This is a genomic window from Clostridia bacterium, assembly GCA_012840125.1.
Taxonomy (GTDB): domain Bacteria; phylum Bacillota; class DULZ01; order DULZ01; family DULZ01; genus DULZ01.
The window spans coordinates 20,650-42,072 of sequence record DULZ01000043.1 but is presented as its reverse complement, the minus strand read 5'-3'; the positions used below and the strand labels follow the sequence as shown (position 1 = coordinate 42,072).

At 52.1% G+C, this 21,423-nt stretch carries 27 protein-coding genes and 2 pseudogenes; 8 read left to right on the top strand and 21 right to left on the bottom strand.

Annotated elements, in window-relative coordinates:
• Positions 1-572: 572 nt before the first annotated feature.
• The 5 genes from GXX34_05260 to GXX34_05240 form a co-directional block, all read right to left on the bottom strand.
• Entirely contained in the window at positions 573-887 is a 315-nt protein-coding gene (locus tag GXX34_05260) for a hypothetical protein (protein HHW06927.1), read from the bottom strand.
• Positions 869-1,273, bottom strand: coding sequence for a hypothetical protein (locus tag GXX34_05255; protein HHW06926.1), 405 nt, complete (start codon positions 1,271-1,273; stop codon positions 869-871). The genes GXX34_05260 and GXX34_05255 overlap by 19 nt, the downstream gene beginning before the upstream one ends.
• Positions 1,274-1,387: 114 nt before the next feature.
• Positions 1,388-1,591 (bottom strand): hypothetical protein, encoded by a 204-nt coding sequence (locus tag GXX34_05250; protein HHW06925.1) that lies wholly within the window; start codon positions 1,589-1,591, stop codon positions 1,388-1,390.
• 222 nt (positions 1,592-1,813) lie between these two features.
• Positions 1,814-2,314 carry a nitroreductase family protein gene (locus tag GXX34_05245; protein HHW06924.1) on the bottom strand — a complete coding sequence of 167 codons (501 nt, stop codon included), beginning with the start codon at positions 2,312-2,314 and terminating at the stop codon, positions 1,814-1,816.
• A 96-nt stretch (positions 2,315-2,410) separates the two neighbouring features.
• Positions 2,411-3,076 carry a nitroreductase gene (locus GXX34_05240; GenBank protein ID HHW06923.1) on the bottom strand — a complete coding sequence of 222 codons (666 nt, stop codon included), beginning with the start codon at positions 3,074-3,076 and terminating at the stop codon, positions 2,411-2,413.
• Positions 3,077-3,271: 195 nt separating this feature from the next.
• Between GXX34_05240 and GXX34_05235 the strand changes: the two genes are divergently transcribed.
• The 5 genes from GXX34_05235 to GXX34_05215 are packed head-to-tail and all read left to right on the top strand — an operon-like array spanning position 3,272 to position 7,814.
• Entirely contained in the window at positions 3,272-4,153 is an 882-nt protein-coding gene (locus GXX34_05235) for an ATP-binding cassette domain-containing protein (protein HHW06922.1), read from the top strand.
• Positions 4,153-4,896, top strand: coding sequence for an ABC transporter permease subunit (locus GXX34_05230; protein ID HHW06921.1), 744 nt, complete (start codon positions 4,153-4,155; stop codon positions 4,894-4,896). Before GXX34_05235 ends, GXX34_05230 begins: the two co-directional genes overlap by 1 nt.
• Before the next feature lie 47 nt (positions 4,897-4,943).
• Positions 4,944-5,678 carry an ABC transporter permease subunit gene (locus tag GXX34_05225; protein ID HHW06920.1) on the top strand — a complete coding sequence of 245 codons (735 nt, stop codon included), beginning with the start codon at positions 4,944-4,946 and terminating at the stop codon, positions 5,676-5,678.
• A gap of 40 nt (positions 5,679-5,718) precedes the next feature.
• Positions 5,719-6,438 carry a response regulator transcription factor gene (locus GXX34_05220; protein HHW06919.1) on the top strand — a complete coding sequence of 240 codons (720 nt, stop codon included), beginning with the start codon at positions 5,719-5,721 and terminating at the stop codon, positions 6,436-6,438.
• Complete coding sequence (locus GXX34_05215; GenBank protein ID HHW06918.1) at positions 6,435-7,814, top strand: HAMP domain-containing histidine kinase; 1,380 nt, start codon at positions 6,435-6,437, stop codon at positions 7,812-7,814. Before GXX34_05220 ends, GXX34_05215 begins: the two co-directional genes overlap by 4 nt.
• 97 nt (positions 7,815-7,911) lie before the next feature.
• Here GXX34_05215 and GXX34_05210 read toward each other — a convergent pair whose 3' ends face one another.
• Genes GXX34_05210 through GXX34_05180 form a run of 7 tightly spaced genes read right to left on the bottom strand, consistent with a single transcriptional unit; the run spans position 7,912 to position 13,644 of the window.
• Complete coding sequence (locus tag GXX34_05210; GenBank protein HHW06917.1) at positions 7,912-8,241, bottom strand: Na+/H+ antiporter subunit G; 330 nt, start codon at positions 8,239-8,241, stop codon at positions 7,912-7,914.
• The gene (locus GXX34_05205) at positions 8,225-8,509 is read right to left on the bottom strand and encodes a Na(+)/H(+) antiporter subunit F1 (GenBank protein ID HHW06916.1); all 285 of its coding nucleotides are present in this window, start codon (positions 8,507-8,509) and stop codon (positions 8,225-8,227) included. The genes GXX34_05210 and GXX34_05205 overlap by 17 nt, the downstream gene beginning before the upstream one ends.
• Positions 8,506-8,985: a Na+/H+ antiporter subunit E gene (locus GXX34_05200; GenBank protein HHW06915.1), complete on the bottom strand. Its 480-nt coding sequence runs from the start codon at positions 8,983-8,985 to the stop codon at positions 8,506-8,508. The genes GXX34_05205 and GXX34_05200 overlap by 4 nt, the downstream gene beginning before the upstream one ends.
• On the bottom strand, positions 8,986-10,488 hold the full coding sequence (locus GXX34_05195; protein ID HHW06914.1) for a Na+/H+ antiporter subunit D: 1,503 nt from the start codon (positions 10,486-10,488) through the stop codon (positions 8,986-8,988).
• Positions 10,481-10,819, bottom strand: coding sequence for a Na(+)/H(+) antiporter subunit C (locus GXX34_05190; GenBank protein HHW06913.1), 339 nt, complete (start codon positions 10,817-10,819; stop codon positions 10,481-10,483). Before GXX34_05190 ends, GXX34_05195 begins: the two co-directional genes overlap by 8 nt.
• On the bottom strand, positions 10,807-11,250 hold the full coding sequence (locus GXX34_05185) for a Na(+)/H(+) antiporter subunit B (GenBank protein ID HHW06912.1): 444 nt from the start codon (positions 11,248-11,250) through the stop codon (positions 10,807-10,809). Before GXX34_05185 ends, GXX34_05190 begins: the two co-directional genes overlap by 13 nt.
• On the bottom strand, positions 11,251-13,644 hold the full coding sequence (locus tag GXX34_05180; GenBank protein HHW06911.1) for a Na+/H+ antiporter subunit A: 2,394 nt from the start codon (positions 13,642-13,644) through the stop codon (positions 11,251-11,253).
• A 161-nt stretch (positions 13,645-13,805) separates the two neighbouring features.
• Between GXX34_05180 and GXX34_05175 the strand changes: the two genes are divergently transcribed.
• The 3 genes from GXX34_05175 to GXX34_05165 all read left to right on the top strand — a co-directional run bounded on the left by GXX34_05175 (position 13,806) and on the right by GXX34_05165 (position 15,416).
• Positions 13,806-14,504: a universal stress protein gene (locus GXX34_05175; protein HHW06910.1), complete on the top strand. Its 699-nt coding sequence runs from the start codon at positions 13,806-13,808 to the stop codon at positions 14,502-14,504.
• 393 nt (positions 14,505-14,897) lie between these two features.
• Complete coding sequence (locus GXX34_05170) at positions 14,898-15,164, top strand: DUF4160 domain-containing protein (protein HHW06909.1); 267 nt, start codon at positions 14,898-14,900, stop codon at positions 15,162-15,164.
• A gap of 12 nt (positions 15,165-15,176) precedes the next feature.
• Complete coding sequence (locus tag GXX34_05165) at positions 15,177-15,416, top strand: DUF2442 domain-containing protein (GenBank protein HHW06908.1); 240 nt, start codon at positions 15,177-15,179, stop codon at positions 15,414-15,416.
• Between the two features lie 55 nt (positions 15,417-15,471).
• Here GXX34_05165 and GXX34_05160 read toward each other — a convergent pair whose 3' ends face one another.
• The 9 genes and pseudogenes from GXX34_05160 to GXX34_05120 form a co-directional block, all read right to left on the bottom strand.
• Entirely contained in the window at positions 15,472-15,825 is a 354-nt protein-coding gene (locus GXX34_05160) for a DUF2200 domain-containing protein (protein HHW06907.1), read from the bottom strand.
• A gap of 65 nt (positions 15,826-15,890) precedes the next feature.
• A complete protein-coding gene (locus tag GXX34_05155; protein HHW06906.1) occupies positions 15,891-16,709 on the bottom strand; it encodes a serine protease in 819 nt (272 codons plus the stop codon).
• A gap of 353 nt (positions 16,710-17,062) precedes the next feature.
• A pseudogene (locus GXX34_05150) lies at positions 17,063-17,338 on the bottom strand (NAD-binding protein).
• 56 nt (positions 17,339-17,394) lie between these two features.
• Positions 17,395-17,630, bottom strand: a pseudogene (locus GXX34_05145) (thioredoxin family protein).
• A 13-nt stretch (positions 17,631-17,643) separates the two neighbouring features.
• Positions 17,644-17,835 (bottom strand): hypothetical protein, encoded by a 192-nt coding sequence (locus GXX34_05140; GenBank protein HHW06905.1) that lies wholly within the window; start codon positions 17,833-17,835, stop codon positions 17,644-17,646.
• A 4-nt stretch (positions 17,836-17,839) separates the two neighbouring features.
• Positions 17,840-18,487: a formate dehydrogenase subunit gamma gene (locus GXX34_05135; protein HHW06904.1), complete on the bottom strand. Its 648-nt coding sequence runs from the start codon at positions 18,485-18,487 to the stop codon at positions 17,840-17,842.
• A complete protein-coding gene (locus GXX34_05130) occupies positions 18,487-19,311 on the bottom strand; it encodes a 4Fe-4S dicluster domain-containing protein (GenBank protein ID HHW06903.1) in 825 nt (274 codons plus the stop codon). Before GXX34_05130 ends, GXX34_05135 begins: the two co-directional genes overlap by 1 nt.
• Positions 19,312-19,363: 52 nt before the next feature.
• Positions 19,364-20,530 (bottom strand): aminotransferase class V-fold PLP-dependent enzyme, encoded by a 1,167-nt coding sequence (locus GXX34_05125; GenBank protein HHW06902.1) that lies wholly within the window; start codon positions 20,528-20,530, stop codon positions 19,364-19,366.
• A gap of 20 nt (positions 20,531-20,550) precedes the next feature.
• Positions 20,551-21,414, bottom strand: coding sequence for a formate dehydrogenase accessory protein FdhE (locus tag GXX34_05120; GenBank protein ID HHW06901.1), 864 nt, complete (start codon positions 21,412-21,414; stop codon positions 20,551-20,553).
• Between the last annotated feature and the right edge of the window lie 9 nt (positions 21,415-21,423).

Below are 21,423 nucleotides of genomic sequence, written 5' to 3'. Positions count from 1 at the left end.
GACTTCACTCCTTGGGTTTCTTTTTTGTGTCATTACTTGAAAGATTCTCCAATTTGGGGTGAAGTCCTTTTCTTTGTTATCCAGTACATTGATTTATAAGGACTAGCGTTTTTGCAAAAGGCTCAAGTATAATAGCTAATGTCCCTTTCCCTATAAAAATACCTTCTCTATGCTTTCCCATCATTTTCCCCTTCATCTCATTTCTCCTTTCTAAGCCTAGCTAATATATCATTTTATTTAACTAGCCTTTTATCATCTTTTACTCTGCGGTTCTCTAGTATGTAGGAAAAGTATACCGTTTTCACATGGCTTATATCACAAGAATTGATTTCTGTAGGTGTTTTACAGCATCTGTTCGTAGGAATATGTCAATCAGTTTTAGGCATTTTTTGAAAAATTTCAGTTCACGGATACACCTCTACCTATACGCAAATCACCCATGTTAGATAAGCAAAGGAATCTCTCGTTTTAAAATTTTGCTTAATTCATGCCCATTCTCAATAATTCATCAGTCAGTGCACGGCGGCCTTTTTCACCAAAATCCAATTCGTTTTTTTCAAAACTACATACCATTAAAAACTACATACCATTAAATTTTCATGATTTCTGTTGCACTCAATAATTATCTGTCCGGATTTTCCAACAAACATCGTGGAAGCTGTCTGAAATGGTGCAATTGAACTTACCGATAGTATCGGACAAATATTTTCTACCGCTCTAGTTTGCAAATGTGTTTTTAGTAAATTATATCTGTCAGTATCGTTATTATCAGAAACATCGTAAAACAGAATAACATTTAAATCTGTATTTTGGCAATACAATTCTCTGAAATACTCGGGAAATCGCACTTCAAAACATATCCGTATTCCTACAGTAATACCATTGATTTTGAAAACGCCGTGCTTATTACCTTTTTCAAAGTTCTCTTTATCCCAACCCCATAGGGCTGTTTATCATAAGATGTCATCGGCGTTCCCGGACGAAAAATTACAGCTCTGTTAAAAATAGAATTACCCTCACTACATATCGTACCGATAACTAAACCTATCCCTGTTTCATTAGAAATTGTTTGCAGTTTGACAAGCAAATTATCCACCAACTCAAAATCAACAGAATCGGTGTTTGGAATACTCAAAGGCGGATATCCTGCCAAACAACATTCCGGAAACACTAACAGACTAACACCTTTGATGGCTGGCTTCATATATAGCTTTTTTGATAATACTGTAATTCCGTCGAATATCACCCGAAACAGCAAATTGATATGCAGCAATTTTCATTTTTTCCTCCTTTGCATCATATAGCTCTCGTTTATTCCTACCAGCGCCTCCAAATATCTATTAATAAATATTTCATCAAAAACTAGTCCATTTCATTTAGGTTAGTATTATAACTCTCCGGCACTACACTCTCTAGTATCGAGGCACATCAATGCCACACACTCAGCATGATGAGTCTGCGGGAACATGCCCACCGGCTGGGCTTCGATTACACTGTAGCCCACCTTCTGCCAGTGGCCCAAATCCATGGCCAGGGTGGCCGGGGCCACAGGAGACGTAGACGATGGAACGGGGTGAAAGGTCCAAAGCATTGGCCCCGGCATCCTCTATCGCCTCCGGAACGGATTCGATACCATACACAAAAGCGGCTCTCGGTGCAGGAAACAGGGAGAAAGGGCCTGTACCACAGTAAAAGTCCTGACAGCTGCCCGGCAAAAATGAAAGACGTCTACTCCTTGCCGTGGTAGGGAGTAAACGTCTTAATTCCTCGTGCCTGAGCATGAAAGAAAAACTTTGATCCTTACCTCTTGGCCTCACCACTTTTCATAGCGAACTTTGGTTTCATCGTACCGGTCAACCCGGCCTTTCTTTTCCGCCGGATACCCAACGGCGACTATGGCTAGCGGAATGACCGTCTGTGGTAACTTGAACAGGTTCTTCACACCCCGCACTCTTTCCTCCACGGGGTGCACACCGAGCCATACCGCCCCAAGGCCCAGGTACTGGGCTTCCAGGAGGATGTTCTGGGTAGCGGCAGAGCAATCCTGCACCCAGAAACCCGGGTGTCTTTCCCTGGAGGTGTCGCCGCAGATTACGATGGCCACATTGGCTTCCTTCAGCGGGCTTGAATAGGGATGGATTTGCATGATCTTTTCAAAGGTAGATTTGTCTCTTACCACAATAAACTCCCAGGGCTGCTGGTTGCCGGCGGAGGGAGCTGCCATGGCGGCCTGCAGCAGTCTCTTCACCAAGTCATCCGGCACCTTTTCCCCGGTAAATCTTCTAATGCTCCTCCGATCAAAAATGACATCCATGTGCCTTCCTCCTTGTTAGATGTTTCCTCTAGTTCGGCCGGCAGTGTACTGCCGGGAAAACCGGCAGGCACAGCCCCGCACGGCTGCGCCCTCCCGTTACATACCCACCATCTTCAAGCATTCATCCAGGGACTTCCTGGTAGTCCGGTACTGGTTATAAATACTGTCCATATCCCCGTAACCCAAAGCAATGCCGATGGCGATGGCTAACTCGTCGGGAATATGCAGCTCTTCCCGGATGAGCTCCGGATAGGACACCATCATAATGGCCGGGATGGTGCTGAGGCCGTGGTGCTGGGCCGCCAGCATCAGGCTCATGGAAAAAGATCCCAAATCGAATAATGACCAGGCGGATAGACTCCGATCCATGCATAAGAACAGGACATGGGGTGCACCGAAGAAATTGAAGTTCAGTTCCTGTACTTTCTTTCTTGCTTCCTGGTCGTCCCGCTGGATACCCAGGGTGGCAAATCTCGCGGCACCCATTTGGTTAATGCGTTCTTGATGGGCCGCCGGCCAGGACTGGGGTCCGGGGATATCGAAATGGGGTGCCACTCCTTTCCGGAAATTTTCCAAGAACCGTTTCCGCAGGTTCTCCAACGGAGTACCGCTGGCCACATACACTTCCCAAGGCTGGGTGTTGGCCCAGGAGGGGGCGCGGTTCGCTGCCTCAATAATGCTCTTGATTACTTCAGGCGCCACCGGTGTGGGTTTGTAAGCTCTAATGCTGCGACGGGCTTCCAACGCTTCAAGCACGTTCATAAGCTCGGCCTCCTTGTACAATTTTTCCTTAATTATACTTTACCTCGCTTGGAAAAGTTATGCAAGAACGCGGTCATCTTAAGGTTAAATTAAGCTGGGCTAAACGGAGGATTAAGGTACCCCTGCTAGCATTTAATTGCGTACAAAACCACATCAAGGAGGGGAAACGCGTTGACGCCATACGTAATTGAAACCATGGGATTAACCAAACAATTCTCCCATCTTACCGCCGTGGAGGACCTTAACCTGCAAGTGCCCCGAGGAACCTTGTACGGGTTTCTCGGGCCTAACGGCGCCGGCAAGTCCACCACCATTCGAATGCTGTTGGGATTAATCAAGCCTACCAGGGGATCCATCCGTCTCTTTAACCTGGATCTCACCCAGCACCGCTTGGAAATTCTCAGGAAAGTAGGATCACTGGTGGAAACGCCCTCTTATTACGAACATCTAACCGCCTATGAAAACCTGGAAATCACCAGGAAAATCCTGCAGCTGCCGAAAAAGGAAATCGACAAAGCCCTGGACATCGTGAAACTCTCACCCTATAAAGACAAAAAGGTAAAACACTTCTCTTTAGGCATGAAGCAAAGGCTGGGCCTGGCCCAGGCTTTGCTGGGAGACCGGGAACTTCTCCTTTTGGACGAGCCCACCAACGGGCTGGACCCGGCCGGGGTGCGGGAAATACGGGAGTTGATTAAAAGCCTGCCGGAAATGATGGGAGCCACCGTCTTAATCAGCAGCCATATTTTAAGCGAGATCGAACTGGTGGCGGACCATATAGGCATCATCCACCGGGGAAAACTGTTGTTTCAGGGACCCATACACCAGCTGAAAACTCTCGGCAAAAAAGAAATCGTGATCAAAGCCCATCCCATTCCCCAAGCCGCCGAGTTTCTCATCAGGACAGGCTACGATGTCACCGTCAACAAGGGCATGATCTATTTAACGGGCGAAAACGTCGATCCGGAAGCCCTCACCCGGGAATTGATCTGGCACGGCTTCGAAGTGGCTCACATAAGTGAAAACCTGAATAACCTGGAAGATATTTTCTTGTCGCTGACAGGGGAGGCATGCTGATGGGGGAATACATGCGTTTATGGAAAGCAGAGTGGCTCAAACAAAAAAGGAGCTTTACCTGGCCGCTGGTAATCGCCACTCCGGTGCTGGGAACACTTCTCACTTTCATCAATCTCTTCTTTCGCTATGATTATTTAAGGAGTGTGGAGGCTAACCGGGGCCTTACTTCCTGGCAATTCCTGCTCTTGCAGCACCACTTCCTGTGGGCTTTTTTACTGTCCCTGGTGGCCACGGTCTTGGCCGCCCAGGTACATTACCTGGAACACAAAGCAAACGGTTGGAAACAAGTGCTGGCCCTACCGGTTTCCCGGGGAAAACTCTATGCAGCTAAATGGACTGTCGTCCTTACGCTCAGCACCCTCATGATTCTGGGCAACAACCTCTGCCTGTTCCTAGCCGGGCAAATTTTGGGTTTTCCGGAGGCGCCGGACCTGCCGCTGTTCACCGCCTACACCGCCTATCAAGTGGCGGCGGTCGCCGGCCTCACCGGGCTCCAGTGCTGGTTGAGTGCCGCCTTTTCCAACGCCAGCCTGGCTTTGGGCGCCGGCTTTGTGGGGGTAGCCTCTTCCCTGTTCCTGGCCCAGTCCGAAGCACTGGCTAAGTTCATTCCCTACACCCACCCCATCTACGCCTTACCCGATCCGACGGTGAATAACGCCATTGCTTTCGGCTACGGCCCGGCCTTGGGATTAGTTCTCCTTATGGCCGGTACGGTGTTTTTTCAACGCAGGGACATTTGCTAGGTGCCTGATACCTAGCTCTAGCCTGCTCAAGGGGAAGGAAGAAGACCATGAAAGATATGATTGCTGTGGAATTGCTGAAGTTGAAACGATCCAAGATCCTGTGGGTTGTCATCCTGGCACCGGTCTTGATGGTGATGCAAGGCATCATGAACTTCCGGCGCTACTACGACCTGTTCACCGGGGCGGGGCAAAATGCCTGGCAGCAGTTGTACACCCAATGCATGATTTTCTATGCCATGATCCTGCTGCCGGTCCTCATCAGCCTGGTCATGACCTTCGTGGCCCGTATCGAAAACGCTCATCAAGGCTGGAAACAATATTTGAGCCTGCCGGTGAAAAGAGAAACAGCCTATCTCAGCAAATTTGTCGTCGCCGCCGGCCTTGTGTTCATAAACGTGATAGCGTTAATTCTGAGCATGCTTTTAGCAGGTCCTTTCACCGGCGTTGCAGAAAAGGTACCATACCAGCTCCTACTGGGCCGCCCTTTGGCTGCCTATCTGGCCGCCCTGCCCATGATGACCGTGTTGTATGTGCTAAGCCTGCGCTACACCCAGCTCGCCGTTCCCCTGGGAGTGGGCATCGGCTTGACCATGCCGGCCATCCTGGCGGCTAATTCCAAGCTCTGGTTTATCTATCCCTGGACCTACCCAATCATGGCGGCCCTAGGCGGGGACATGGAGGTATTTGATAAGGGGCCCGTGGTCTACCTGGCCAGCCTCGTCCTCGGCATCACCGTTCTTTTTTACGGGCTCAAGAGCTTTCGGAACCGAGACCTGGTATGATGTATTTCAGGAGGTGGTCCCCCTGTTCCTGAAGGAAACGGTGGAATACAGAGATAAGAAAATCCTTTTGGTGGATGATGAAACTGACATTCTGCAATTGCTGGAGACCGTGCTCCGGAAAGAAAACTTCATCCATATCTACAAAGCCACCGGTGGTCGTGAAGCGATTGAAATGGCTAAGAAATGCCAGCCCGATCTCATCGTCCTGGATATTATGCTGCCGGATATGGACGGGTTTCAGGTCTGCCGGCAGCTCAGGGAGATTACGTATGTTCCCATCATCTTCTTGTCCGCCCGGGATGAAGATGTGGATAAACTCTTGGGGTTAGGCCTGGGCGGGGACGATTATGTCACCAAACCTTTCAGCCCGCGGGAGGTAGCCTTCCGGATTAAAGCCCACTTCCGCCGCGGCGAGTACTTTGCTTTAGAAAAGAGCAAGCAGGAGAAAGGAAGGATAAGCTTCGGGGATATTGTCATTGATCAAGAAAAAGGAGAAGTCCGGAAAAACGGCCAAGCCGTGGTACTCACCGCTAAGGAATACAGCCTGCTCCTGTACCTGGCGGAAAACGCCAACAAGATCCTGAGCAAGGACAAGATCATCGCACAAGTGTGGGGTTACGATTACGAAGGCTACGACAACACATTAATGGTGCATATCCGGCACCTGCGGCAAAAGCTGGAGGACGACCCCGCCCATCCGCGCTACCTATTAACCATTAAAGGCTTGGGTTACAAGCTGGTAACCGGGGAGCAGCCATGAAGTGGAGAATTCTATTAAGATATTTAGCTATCCTCATCCTGTCCGTGGTGCTGGTGGTTTTGATCAACGCTTACCTGACCTTTAAAATTACAGATTACGGGCTGTGGAGCACAACGTCCAGGCTGGTCTTGGATTTCCACCGGTACGTGACGCTGGACGGGGGAAAACCTGCCGTGGCCCCGGCCGGGCTGGAAATACTGGAACGTCACCGGGCCTGGATCCAGATTCTTGACGAAGAAGGATATGAAATCTACAGCTGGCACAAGCCCCAGGGGGTACCGGAACACTATGCTCCCAGCGAGATGGTTTTTTACAATATCTATGCCGGTGCCGTCGACGGTTACACCAGCTTTTGCGGCACCGCTATCCGGGAAGGGTATCAATGGAGCTATATCATCGGCTTTCCCGTAGAGATGGTGGCTAAATACCTGCTGGTCTATTCGCCGCAAGCTTTACGATCATATTTCTGGGTAATGCTGGCTACCTTCCTGGTGGTTCCGGTCCTGGTCTTCCTGGTGATGGGATATATTTTCGGCCGGAGCCTGAGTGACCCGGTATTGCAGATTATTGACGGCATCCAGCAACTGGCCCGGAGCCGGTACGAACGGCGGTGGCCGGAAAAAGGGGTGTACCGGGAAGTCTACCGCAGCCTAAATCACCTGGCGGAAACCCTAAAACAGAACGAAATTGAACGACAAAAAACGGAACAAATGCGGGAAGAATGGATCCAGAATTTATCTCATGACCTGAAAACCCCTCTGGCTTCCATCAAGGGCTATGGAGAGCTGCTGGCCGACGGGCGGTACCGGTTCACCGACGGGGAGATTCAGAGTTACGCCGGCATCATCAAAAGAAAGGCCGAGTACCTGGAAGAGCTGCTGGAGGACCTGAAACTCACCCAAACATTAAAAAGGGGGTTAGTCCCCCTCCATCGCCGGCCGGAAGACCTGGTAGCTTTGCTGCGAGAAATTGCCATTGATGTTTTAAATAATCCCCGCTACGAGAAGCGCAAGATATTTTTCCACCCACAGCAAGAAACCATTATTTTCCCGGTGGACAAACCCCTCATGCAGCGGGCTTTTGCCAACCTCATTTACAACGCCCTGGTCCATAACCGGGAAGATACGGAAATCCACATCAGCATCGCGCAAAAAGACCGAATCCAGGTGAGAATTCAAGACAACGGCAAAGGCATCCCCCCGGAAGAGCTGGAGAAGCTGTTTGAACGGTACTACCGGGGCACCAATACCGAGGAGAACCATCAAGGGTCCGGGCTGGGCATGGCCATCGCCAAACAAATCATTGAGCGCCACGGCGGCTCCATCGCCGTGGACAGCGCTTTGGGGGCGGGCACTACAGTCCTGGTGACCTTGTAGGGACCATCGCCCCCCTCCAGGCTTTATCCTGGCTGGGTTCCGTAAGACCCCGGAGCGCCGGTGGCATTACAAAAAAGAGGGGCCACACCCCCTCGGATCACTCCACCGGTGCAGTTTGTTCCAATTCCTCCAGGTGGACCCCCGTGCGGTAGGCCGCCCGGCATACCACATGGGAGCCCACCGGCGCCGTCAGGAACACGAAGAAAATACCCAGCAGCAAGCGAATGCTCAGGTGCCCGTCGGCAAAGAGGAAATACAAGAAAGCCCCCAGCAAGGCAAACAAAACGGCCAGGGCCGTGCTTTTCGATGCCGCATGAGACCGGGTATAAATATCCGGGAACCGGATGGCCCCCAGGGCGCTGAACAAGCTGACAATACCGCCCAAAGCAATGAGGACCGTAGCCAGCACCTCACCTACTGCTGTCATCATCGACCAGCACTCCCTTCTCGATAAACTTGGCAAAAGCAATGGTACCTACAAAGGATAAAATACCCAACAGCAAGATCACTTCAAAAAAGGTATAAGTCTGCAGCAGGACCGACAAGATGGCCATCACCGCCAGGATATTGACACCGATGGTATCCATGGCGATAATCCGGTCCGGCATGGAGGGACCCTTCACGGCCCGGTACAGGAAAACAGCAATGGAGACGGAAAAAGCAAATAACGACGCCATCAAGATCCATTCCATCATCCCCTGGTCACCTCCATGATGGCCTCTTCAAAGGCATCCCTGGCTCTCATCACCGTATCGGTGGCATCAGGCACCCCCATGGCATGCACGTACAACGTGGTCCGGTCCGGGGAGATCCCCAGCACGACAGAACCTGGGGTCAGAGTAATCATGAGAGAAATCAAGGTCAATTCCACATCGCTTTCCAATTTCGTCCGCAGGGGTACAATGCCGACTTTATAGGTGGGCTTCGGGATCAGGGTTTGCTGGATGACAAAGATGCCGGACAAGACCAGCTCCTTAACAAAAATCATAAATAGCTTAAAAGCGGCCCACAGCTTACCTAGGTAAAAGGGTTGAGCAAAAAAGCGCCGGAACATGAAGATCAAACCCATGCCCACCAGGTAACCGGAGAAGAAGTTCAAGGTACTCCATTCATCCTTCATCTGCATCCAGAGGAAGGCGATAAAAAGATTGAGCCATAATTGAATAGACAATTAAAACACCTCACCTAACACGGCTTCGATGTATATGCCTGGGTGCAACAAGGAAGTCACCGCCTGATCCACATAGGGATAGAGAAACTCGGCCCCCAGCCCGATAAACAGGCTAACCGCCGTTAAAAGCACGCAGGGCAGCAAAAGCCCCCGGTCCGTTCCCTTTTCCATCTCCTCACTCAAAACCGTCTCACCCCAAAAACCGTTGATGAAAATCTTCAGCAGGGAATACAACACGAGCATGCTGGACAGCAAGCCTATGCCCGCCAGGACATAGAGGCCCCCATAGCCGGTTCCCAGGGCTAAACCTTCTTTGATGATCAGCACCTTGCCGACAAAGCCGCTGAGGGGCGGAATACCGGCTAAAGCTAAAGTCGTGACGAAAAACAGCCAGCCTAACAAGGTATGGTTTCTAATGAGACCGCTCATTGCTTTCAGCTTACTGGTACCGGTAATAGCGATTACCGTCCCGCCCAGCAAAAACAGCAGCGCCTTCATCACCATGTCGTGGATGGTATAGTACACGGCGCCGGTCAGGGCACCGGCTGTGCCGTAGACCAAGCCGCTGATGATGAAACCGACACTGATGATGACATTGTAGACCAGAATACCCCGGATATCCCACTGGGCAATGGCCCCGAAACCTCCCAGCAGCATGGTCAAACCGGCCATCACCGCCATGAGACCATGGGTCACCTCAGGCTGGTGATAGAAGATCAAGGTGTACACCCGCAGGATGACGTAGATACCCACTTTGGTCAAAAGGGCGGCAAAAATCGCCCCCACGGCCCCCGGCGGGGCCATGTAGGAACCGGGCAGCCAGAAATACAGCAGCAAGCCGGCTTTCACACTGAACACGATCAAGAACACCACGGCCACACCGGTCAAGATACCGGTCTGCCCCGCCTCGGCAATGCGCAGGGACAAGTGAGCCATGTTCAAGGTTCCGGCCACGGCGTAGAGATAGGCGATACCTACCAGAAACAAGGTGGATGACAAGGTATTGATGAAAGCATATTTAATCGTCTCCCGCAGCTGGATTTTGGTGCCCCCCAGAACCAGGAGTACATAGGAGGCAAAGAGCATAACCTCAAAGAAAACAAACAAGTTAAACATGTCCCCCGTGAGAAAAGAACCGTTGACCCCCACCAGGAGGAAGTTAAACAAGGGATAAAAGTAATGCCGTTCCTTGTCCTCCCCAATGGAATGGACAGCATACAAAAGACAAGCAAAACCCACCAGGCTGGCGGTTGCCAGCAGCAGCGCCGGCAGCATGTCCAGCACCAGCACAATCCCGAAAGGAGCCTGCCAACCGCCTAACTCCAGGATTTGCACACCTTGTTTCGACACCAACCGCACCAGGTATAGGGATACAGCAAAGGTCAGCCCCAGGGAAAACAGGCCGAGCAGCCGCTGGAAACCGATACGGTTCCTGGCGATGCCCATGATAATACCGGTCACCAGCGGTATTAGCAGGGGTAATATAAGCACGTTATTACTCATCACCGATACCTCGCAACTCTTCTACATTGTCTGTGCCTAAATCGTCGTAGGAGCGATAAGCTAACACCATGAGAAAGGCCGTCATGGCAAAGTTAATCACAATCGCTGTCAGGATTAATGCCTGCGGTATGGGGTCCATGAAAACCGTGGTTTTCTCCCCCAAGAGGGCCGGGCCGCCGGTTTTTAAACCTCCCATGGTAATGATGAGTAAATTGGCCCCGTGGGAGATGATGGAAGCGCCCAGGATAATCCGCAGCAGGCTTTTTGAAAGTACCAGGTAAACGCCAATGAAAAAGAGGATACCTATAACCACAGACATCAACGTTTCCATGTGTGTATATCACCACTTATCGTGAAAATAATGGACAGAGCCGTCCCCAGCACCGCCAGGGCCACCCCGGTATCGAAGATCACCGCCGTGGCAAACTCAGTATCACCAAACAAGGGCAGGTCAATATGCCCGAAAGCTTGGGATAGGAAAGGCTGGCCGAAAACCATGCCCCCCAAACCGGTGGTCACGGCGATGAGCAACCCGGCAAAAGCCATCACCTTGTAATCCACCGGCAAACCATCTTTCACCGTTTTCATGTCAAAGACCAGGAGAAGGAGGACAATTGCCGAGGCCACCGTCAGGCCCCCGACGAAACCGCCTCCCGGGTTATGATGCCCGGCCAGGAACAGGAAGACGGCAAAAGCTAAGATGATGAATATCGCCAACTTGGTTACCGTCCGTAAAATAATATCATCAGACTTATACCGCATTTATCTCTCCCTCCCGGCACCGCGCAGTTTAATCAGCGTGTAGACACCCAATCCGGCAATAGTAAACACCAGTATCTCAAACATAGTATCAAAACCGCGGAAGTCGACTAAGATAGCATTGACGATGTTCTTGGCTCCCGCTCGTATATAGGCCTCTTCATAAAACCAGGAGATTGGCTCAAAGAGCCGCTGGCTGAAAGCCGACAGGGCCATTACCGTCACCAGGACTCCCACGCCGGCAGCAATGACCAGGTTCGTGATATCCCCCTTCAAGGGCCCGATATCTTTCTTCAACTCCGGCAGGAAATAGAGGCACAGGAGCAGCATCACGGTGGTGACCGTCTCTACCACCACTTGGGTTAAAGCCAGGTCCGGTGCCCGGAACACGACAAAGAGCACCGCCACCAGGTAGCCCATGATGCCAAGCCCCACCAGGGCCACCAGCCGCTTGGTAGCAAACAAGACCAGGAAAGCCGCACCCACCAGCACCAGGGCCAGGACCGCCTCATACAGGCTCACCGGGCTGTTCCCGGAAAAATCGAAAGCAAACCCTTTAAGCGCCAGCGTGACGCCGCCCACCAACAGGACAAAGAATGCAAACATGTAACGCAGATAATCCACCAGGGAGCCTGTCATGTAGCCGGCGGTGATCCGCCCGGCGGCTTCCTCGATTTTGATTAACAAGTAGTTGTAAAGGTTATTCAAACTAAGGCGGCCGGGCAAGTAACCGTACAGCCTGGCCCATTTCCTGACGGAGAGATATAATAACGTGCCGGCGGCTACCACCCCCAGGGTCATGACCAGCTCCGGTGTAAGGCCGTGCCAGGCGCTGATGGGCTCCAGCCCAAAACCCGCCGGCACAAAATCCGGCAAGATGGAAGCGAGAACCGGCAGGAACAGGTATTCCGCTGCCAGGTTGGGATAAAAGAACAAGGCAATCACCAGAACGGCCAGGATTCCAGGGGGAACCACCATACCGTAAACCGCTTCATGGGCTTTTTTCTCCAATTTCAAAGGATAGTGTTTGCCGAGAAACGGCTTAAGGGCCAGGATCATGCAGTAAACAAAGGTAAAAATACTGGCAAGCCAGGCTACCACCGGGAAAATGATCCCCATGGTATCCAGGCTAAAAACATGCTGCTCCGTGACCGCCACCACCGCCGCAAAAAACATTTCCTTGCTGAGAAAGCCGCTGAAGGGTGGAAGCCCGGCCATGGAGAAACTGCCGATAACAGCTAGGGTAAAAGTCAAAGGCATACTGCTCATTAAACCGCCCAGTTTACGCACATCCCGGGTACCCGTCTCGTGGTCGATGATACCCACCACCATGAACAGGCAGCACTTGAAAATGGAGTGATTAAATAGATGAAAGATCGCAGCCATAACGGCCGCGGTAAAAGGAACGGCGGCCGCCCCGGGCCCATAGTATAGAGCGACGGAACCAAGCCCCAGCAGGCAGATGATCATACCCAACTGGCTGATAGTGGAGTAAGCCAGCATGGCTTTTAAGTCGGTCTGCCTGACAGCGGAAAAAGAGCCCCACAAAAGAGTCACCAGTCCTATGCCGGACACCAGCCAGAACCAGGCAAAACTCCCGCCGAAAATAGGCGTCAAACGAGCAATCAGGTAGATGCCTGCTTTCACCATGGTGGCGGAGTGAAGGTAGGCACTAATCGGGGTAGGCGCCTCCATGGCATCGGGCAGCCAGATGAAAAAGGGAACCTGCGCCGACTTGGTAAATGCTCCAAGCAGGACCAGCACCAGAGCAGGCAGGAACAGCGGGTGGGCCGCAATTTGGTCCCCCCTGGCAATCATTTCCCGGATGCTAAAGCTACCGGTAATATTGGTTAGGATCAACAAACCCGCAAATAAGGACAGCCCGCCAAAAACAGTAATCATTAAGGCTTTTTGGGCACCGGCTCTGGATTTCCGGCGCTGGTACCAGAAACCGATGAGCAGGAAGGAAGCAATGCTGGTCAGCTCCCAGAACAGGTACAGGGCCATCACATTGTCACTGAAGACTACCCCCAGCATGGCTCCCATAAACAGCAGCAAATATACATAAAAATTGTGCAATTCTTCCCGTTCCTTGGATAAGTAATGGACGGAATACAACACCACCAGGGAGCCGATCCCGGTCACCAAAAGCCCGAACAGCACGGCCAGACCGTCGGCATACAGGGTAATGTTAATGTGTAAGGAAGGAATCCATGACAAGGACACCAGAGAAGGGTTTTGCGCAAGCCCCAGATTCCGAACCAGGTATAAAAACAAGATGAGAGGCACCGGCAAAACAAACCAGCCCGTATGGACCCGCTTGACATGTCTATAGAAAAAGGGAACTAGGACTGCATACAAGAAAGGAAGAAGAATCACCAGACACAAGACCGTCAAATCCCAACCACCTCTGTCACATATGATTAAAATGATAGAATCCACTTTATGTTCTACCCGGTATAGGTTGCAAATCCCAGCGATAGTATTATACTATACATTATAAAACAAAAATAACGCCAATTGCACGGGGAACGAAATAAATTGGAGGTTACCTGATAATGGGAAACATGAAAACCCGGATGGACGAGAAAATACTGGTATGCATCTCTTATGGTCCCAACGGGGAGCGGCTCATTCGCAGGGGCGGGAGATTGGCAGCGATGCTCGACTGCCCTTTATACTTGTTGACGGTGGATCCCCTGCCGATCGATCAATTTGATGCGGAGAAAACAGATTATATTAACCAGTGGAAAAAACTCGCCAAGGAACTCCAGGCGGAGGAATATATAATAATTGATAATGAAAAAAGACCTTTTGTCAAGGTCGTCGGGGAAGTATGCCGCCAAAAAGGCATCACGCAAATCGTCATCGGGCAGACGGCCCACAGCCGCTGGGAGGAGATTACGAAGGGATCCCTCATCAACCAGCTGCTGCGGGAACTCCCTTTTGTCGACATCCACATTTGTGCGGTAGCCAGGTACTTGGAAGACGGCGATGACTTCTACGAAAAAGGTATCCGGGCCTACCTAGTGCAGGAAGGAGACCGTTATCGTTTAACCTTCCACCATACCAAGGATGTGGTGTTCGAAGGCATTTTCTTTAAGGAAACCGGCACCGATTTCAATAACGGCATTTTCCGGTTCATGCACGGCAAGGAAATGCTGCAGGTCCAGGTGATCGACGATTATGTGACGGAATTAAAGAACATTCACATGGTCGGCCCCGGCTCTAAGACAGAAATCTGGGAACAGGAATGAGCCAGAAAACAAGCCACAGGAAGCGGTTCCAACACCGCATCCTGTGGCTTATTTAATGCCGATTGCCAAGGGCCGGCCCTGAAGAGGCACCGGCGGGAAACTTCTTGCCTTCCAACCATAGGAAGGAAACCGCCGCCCACCCGTGGTCCGGCATTGCCGGCCGGTTTGGGACACGGGCGGTGACTCTTGTCCTCACCGTTTCCCCAATGTTTTCTCCCTGTTTTTCGCCCACAAGCACAAGGGAACCGGCTTTTTGGGTTAGGATGGGATACGGTGACAGGTTCCCGGTCCCACCCAGGCGCTCTAGAAGAATCTGTAAAATGTCTTCCTCACAAAACTCCGGTTTTGTTATAATAAATGTGGGCAATTATAACCAGAATTACGGTTGATTTGATGCCGACCATTAGCATGTTTTATGGAATCATAATCAGGATGTATTGTGCCCCAGAGGAACATAATCCACCGCACTTTCATGCATATTACGGTGAATTTAAAGCAATCATTGACATAAACACTTGTGAATTAATTCAGGGGTACCTGCCTAGAAAACAGCTTAGGTTAGTTCTAGCTTGGGCAGAATTAAGGCAGGAAGAATTATTGGCCAACTGGAAATTGGCAATGAATGGAGAATTGCCGTTTAAGATTGAGCCTTTAAGATAGGGGGAATGACTCGTGTATTTATCTGTAGTGGATGTTAAGCCTCTAGAGGACTATAAACTTTTGTTGACTTTTGAAAACGGAGAGAAAAGAGTATTCGATGTGAAGCCCTACTTAAACAAAGGTATTTTTAAAGAATTACAGGATGAGAAGGTATTCAGAACTGTGCGGGTGAGTTTTGATAGCATAGAATGGTGCAATCAGGCTGATCTTGATCCAGAGGTTCTATACGAAAAAAGTGTAGCTTATCAATAACAAGCGGGACACGCGGGACACGGCGGGACACGGGGACAGGTTCCTTGTCCCACCATCACTGTTTCCGCAATATCTTGTCCATAGCTTTACCTTTAGCCAACTCATCAATCAGCTTGTCCAAGTAGCGGATTTCCCGCATCAACGGCTCCGTGATGTCTTCTACCCGAACGCCGCAGACCACGCCTTCAATCAAGCTCCGCGCCGGGTTCAATTGGGGAGCTTCCGCAAAGAAGGTCTCAAAATCCACCTGTTTTTCCAGCTGGGCTTCCAGTTTTTCCTGGCTGTACCCGGTCAACCAGCGGATGATTTCGTCCACTTCCGCTTTGGTTCTCCCCTTTTTCTCCGCCTTGGCCACGTAAAGAGGATAAACCTTAGCGAAACTCATTTTGTAGATCCGATCGTTACTCATCCAGCTCCGCTCCTTTTGCAAGAGTTCTTGCCGGGGGTACCGGGCACAGACGGCTTTTCCACCGGCTACCGGCTATTCTCCAGTAATCGAAGCACTTCTTTGATGGGAACTGCCAGCCCGTAGTATTTCTGCTTACCCTCTTCATCCTGCCTCAGGCTGGCAAAGACTACCGCCACCACTTGCCCCTCACCGTTAAACACCGGGCTGCCGCTGTTGCCGGGGAAAATGGGAGCATCAATGCAAAGCAAGGCTGCCGACATATCCTTTACCATGACATAATCTCTCAACGTACCTTCGACCACCAGTTGATTCAAACCCAGGGGGTTTCCGATTACCATTAAAGTATCTCCAGGTTGAGGCAGAATACCCGGGTTTAGTGAGACCGCCGGCAGGCCGGTCTTTTCCAGCTTAATGACGGCCAGGTCATACTCAGGGGCGCTCACCCAACTTCTTGCTTTATAGTTTTCCCCGCCGGGAAAAGTTATGGTAATGCTGCGGGCATCCTCCACAACGTGATAATTGGTAATAACGACGCCATCGCCGCTGACGTTAAAGCCCGTACCTGATCTTTGCCCTGCAGCACCAGCGGGTTCAAACTCACTGGTTGTCACTTGTATCCTGGCCACGGCAGCCAGCAGCTCCCGGTCAATTTGCTCTTTCAACCGCAAGGAATCCACGACGAGCTCTCCCGGTGGAACCCGGGCTTTAAATGCTTGCCAGACCGGCAGCGCCACCATGGCGGTAAAGCCAAGCACGGTGATGAAGGCTGCCAAACGTAGCCATAGATGGTATCTGCCAGCTCCATCCGGTGCAAGTTCTTCCTCCGGCGTAAACTGTTCACCGGCACTATCCGGTCTATCTTCCCACTCCGGCTCCTGCCGCATCCTCCATGCCACCTTTACGCCAGTTTTACCCAAGCTTGGGCACATCGTTTATCAACTTATACTCCTATGATACCAGAACTAATAGGACCATCGACAGTCCTTTTCCTAAAGGGGAGGAGTTTTTGCTGCGCAGCTGAAACCCGGGGCCGGAGACCGGCAAGACCGGCATTAAGGGACACCATCATTCACCCGGGATAGTCTACACTCCCTGATACCCCGCAGCCAGCTGGGATTTGATTTGGTCTTTTCCCATCATGCACTCCAAGGGTTTCATGACTTCCCCTTTGTCCAGCCCCAGCGCTGCCGGAGCTTGAACCACTCCATATTTCCGGGCCAGCTTCTTCTTCATCCTGCTCTTCTCCAAGCACTGCCTCAATGGTGAAGTTCCAAAGAAACTCCATTTTTTCGTTTTGGAAGGCTTTTTCCGCGCTGACCTTGTTGCAGTCTAACACTCCTTCGTCGTGCAGGACAATAACCGTTACTTTGCGAGCAAACTTAGTGAGGTACATGCCTTCTTCAATGGCATGATCCCCGCTGCCGATGACCACCGCATCTTCTCCCTCGCAAAATTTCGCATCACAAATAGCACAGTAGGCCACACCGCTACCCCTCAGCCTTTTTTCGCCGGGCCTCCGCCGATAATGACTAAATCGTAGTTTCCTATCACCCCGATCACTCCCTCCCGCTAATCTTGCGCCGGGATCCCGGCTATTGTCGCTCCCAATTCATCTTCTTTCGTTTCCCCGGCCAGTTTGCCTTGATAAGCGCCTTCACGGAAAAAGAGGATTTGGGGCACCCCTTTCAGGCCGAAAAATGCTGGAACAAACCCTGGTGGGCTTCCACATCCACATGGTAAAAGCCGGGTCTTCCTTCATAAACTTTTTCCATAAAAACATCAGGACTTAAGCTCTGGAGAGCCATGTTTTCCACCTCTTTAGAGTTTTATGGAATACTTGGTATCATATCTCAAGTTGTCTATGTTAAGGTAGATATCGTACTCACCGGACAATCCTTCCCGGCTCACATGGAATTGAATATCATTGTCACCGTATGCTTCAAAAGAAACACAGGCCGCCGGAACCAAGAAAGCCCGGTCACGGGCCAAATGCCGTGACCGGGCTTTCAAATTCCTACTTCTTAATAGACATGACTTCGTTGTACCATTTTTCATGGTGCTCCTTGGCATAGGTGGCGTCCACCCAGCCGTAGAGCATGCCGGACAGGGAGGCTTTTGAATTGGGGCTCAGCAAACCCAGGTACATGTGCACGATGGCGATAGGAGTCATTAAAGCCACGGCACCGCTGTGCACCGCTGAAGCCCAGCGCACCAAGCTAATGTCGAAATGCCCCGGGAACCATTTGATGAACCCGGAAACAATAATCACCACCGTAAAGACCATGACCATCAAAGAGTTCAGCTTCTCCCCGGCGTTAATAAATCCTTGGGGCGGGATGTCCGCCTTCATGCCCAGGATGTTCTTGACCAACAGGGGCAGGGCTCGGAAATCGTCCTTGGTCCAGGTGAAACTCTCCTTCAGCCAGCCCCTGAAATTCTTGAAGTCAAACAGTATGAAGATTACGGCCGGCAAGATGAAGATAATGGCCACCACCCGGTGCACTATTTGGGCGCCTCTAAAACCGCCGAACACCGGAGCAAGAAAGTCGAACCAGTCGGTAAACAACAGCAGCCCGGTGAAGAGCAGAATAAGATAGGAGCACGCGTAAAGCCAATGGACAAACCTGGCCGTCTTGGAAAAACGATAAACCTTATCTTTCATCAGGCACCCACCCCTTTCTGCTTCTCATCGACCCCGGTTTCTCCGGCCTCAAGCCGCTGGGCGCCCAGCTGGTACCGCTGGTACAGGTAGCTGATGGCGGCTACGCCCAGAGCCCCTCCCATGGCCAGCTTGCCTAACGGCTGGACCACATCTTTCCAGATGTACAGGGACACCGGCACCCTGGGGTTGGCCGGCAGCCCGTAAACTTCCGGCGCATCCTGCAGCACATAGATCATGTGGGTGCCGCCCACGCCCAGCTCATTAATGCCGTAGGTTTGGGCCCGGGGGAAAGTTTCTTGCAGCTGCCGCACCCTCGCTTCCGCTACGGCCACCATTTTGTCCCTGGGACCGAATTGCAGGGCGCCGGGGGGGCACGTTTTGGCGCAAGCGGGGGGCATTCCCTTGGCAATCCGGTCTTCGCAGAAATTGCATTTCGTGCTCTTGTGGGCTGCCTTATCTAAATGGGGCACGCCAAAGGGACAGTTGTTGACACAATAGCCGCAGCCGACACAACGATCCCGGTCGAAGGCTACGATACCGTTATCGGCATGGTAGAGAGCCTTCTGGGGACACGCCTTGACACAGGCGGCTTCCGCGCAGTGCATGCACTGGAATTTGACGAAATGCCAGCGTAGGATACCGTTATCCACCTGTTCCGTCATCCGGATCAAGGTATAGGTTTTCGCACTGAGATCCGGATGTGATTGGTATGCACCGGTAAAGGGAGTCGGATCTGCCGGAAGTCCTTTCCATTGTTTACAGGCGACCATGCAGGCGCGACACCCGGTACACTTGGAAACATCTTGTAATAGGGCTATTTCCATCGGACTCCTCCTCTCGCTCTCCGTCACACAATTTGACCTCTCTCCCACCCTTTTAAGCTAACATCCAGTTCACTTGCGTGAAGCTGATATTCCTTACGGCCTGGATGAGTTGTTCAATCTCCTGCGGTTCCGTAAAATACCCGGGGCTCACCCGGACGGTTCCGGCGGGATGGGTCCCCATGGTCCGGTGGGCCAGGGGCGCACAGTGCAGTCCTGCCCGCACCTGGATCCCGTAATTGTGCTGCAGGATAGCGGCTACATCCTCCGCTTCCCATCCCGGGATGTTAAAAGACAGCACCGCCACCCGGGGTTCGCCGGGTTTAGGACCGTACAAGCGGATGTTCGGAATGCGCGTTAGCCCATCCCACAGCATTTCCAAGAGTTCCTGCTCCCGCCGGGCAATCTGGTTCAGCCCCTGCTCCTCGATAAACTGCAGGCCTTTACCCAAGGAGATAATGCCGGGCATGTTGAAAGTGCCTGCCTCGAAGGCCTCCGGCCAGTTGGCCGGTTGGAATTCGGATTCCGAATTATAGCCGGTGCCTCCCTGCCGCAAAGGCCGAATGTTTTCCACCCGGGGCCCAATCACGAGCAGGCCGGTCCCCGGCAATCCGAACAGTCCCTTGTGCCCGGCACAAGCAATCATGTCCGCATGCATGGCCTCCATGTCCACCGGTACAACCCCCGCCGTTTGGGCGGCATCCACCAGCAAATAAGCACCGTGCTCCCGCACCTGGCGCCCGATTTCCGCCACCGGTTGTATAGTCCCGGTCACATTGGAAGCATGGCTGATCACCACCAGCCTGGTGTTGCTGTTTAAAGCCTGCAGCAATTCAGGCAGCTTAATATATCCCGCTTCATCGCAGGGAACGATGGTGAGGGTGATGATGCCCTCCTTTTCCAAATGGCGTAAGGGACGCAAAACGGAGTTGTGCTCCATACCTGAAATGATCACATGATCTCCCGGTTCGACAAAGCCTTGAATTGCCAGGTTCAGGGCATCCGTGGCACTGTAGGTGAAGACCAGGCGCCACTCGTCCCTTAAGCCGAAAAACCGCGCCAATTGTTTGCGTATTTCCATCACCGTCCGGTCTGCTTGCAAAGCTGCTCCATGGTTACCGCGGCCCGGTGACCCGGAGCCGGTTTCCAACCACTCCAGGACGCCGGCTTTCACCACCTGAGGCTTCGGAAAAGAAGTTGCTGCGTTGTCAAGATAAATCAACTGCCATCATCCCCTGCCCTTTAAATTTGATACCGCTGAAAACCGAACCGCTGAAACCCACGGTTTTGCCCGATTACATCAAAATGCAGCGTGGACCAGTCCGCCAGCGCCACTGCCTCGTTACCTTCACCGGTATAGGTTTTGAGGTAGCCCCGGCAGTGGTCGCAGGTGTCAATCCGCCAATCGGGGGCCCCATGGGGTTCAAGGATTTTAAGGGCCCCGTAATCATCGCTTTCACAATAAGGGCAGCCCATCCGTTTATAGTGCCACCGGGTCTGGCAGCGACCGCAAACCAGTTCCCGTTCCCGGCCTTTACCCGTTCTCACCAGGTGGGCCATGGCCGGCAGCTGCCCGCAAACGGGACAATAGGCCCTTTCCCATTGGCCGCTCTGCTGCCAGCTTTCCACTTGCTGGATCAGCGGCTGCAAGAGGCGCGGCAGCACACTCCACAGGAAAAATACGGCTACGCCGGGACTTACTCCGGCCCGCTCCAGCTCAGCCAGGCCAGGCCCCTGATCCGCCAAAGCATCTTGGATGAGACGGCCGGGTAATTCCGGTTGGTCCTCAAACAACGCCTGCAGGCGCTGGGCTTGCCGGCGCAATTCCCCTGGCAAATCCGCTGCAGCAAAGGCCGCCGTCATTTGCTGCAGCAGTACCGCGGCCTGCCGGACCATGACCTCGTGCCAGGCCGCCACCGTGATGGCCGGTTTTCCTCTTTGCAGTTCCCGCTTCACTTCATGCCAATTCACTACCGGCTCCTTCAAGTCCCCTGCCGGTGCATGTTGATCCCAGACCCACAACACCAACTGCTGTAACCGGCCGATTTCTTTCAGATGTGGATGCAAAGCCACCCATGCCTCGATAGCGTCACGCAGTTCTTTCATGTCCTATCC